Genomic DNA, 320 nt, shown 5'->3' with positions numbered 1-320 from the left:
ATAACGCCGCAATCAACGGCTAGTCCGTTGCATTGCTTTGTTATACCCAGCATGAGGAATTACCAATGATGCGAACAATTGAAAAATCAGCAATGACGCTGGCAAGAGCAGCAGACGGGAACCCGATTATTACAACAGTTGTCACGATATTGTTTTTTCTCGGATTCAATATTCTTGAAGGGCAGATAGAACTGCTGATTTGGGGCGAAAGATTCCCGCACTGGCTAGATCCGATTTTCATTGTTGGATTTATGGCCTACGCAGCTTATTCAGTCTATGCCTGCGCGGTCTTTAACAGCGCCAAGCAAAGGGTATAACGC

1 protein-coding gene is annotated in these 320 nt (G+C 45.3%); it reads left to right on the top strand.

What is annotated here, in order from left to right:
* The first annotated feature begins 65 nt into the window (after positions 1–65).
* Complete coding sequence (locus V6U78_RS12735; protein ID WP_405341593.1) at positions 66–317, top strand: hypothetical protein; 252 nt, start codon at positions 66–68, stop codon at positions 315–317.
* Positions 318–320 lie beyond the last annotated feature (3 nt).

Origin of the sequence: Marinospirillum alkalitolerans, assembly GCF_045055655.1 — a bacterium.
GTDB lineage: Bacteria > Pseudomonadota > Gammaproteobacteria > Pseudomonadales > Halomonadaceae > Marinospirillum > Marinospirillum alkalitolerans.
This window is presented reverse-complemented; position numbering and strand designations above follow the sequence as displayed.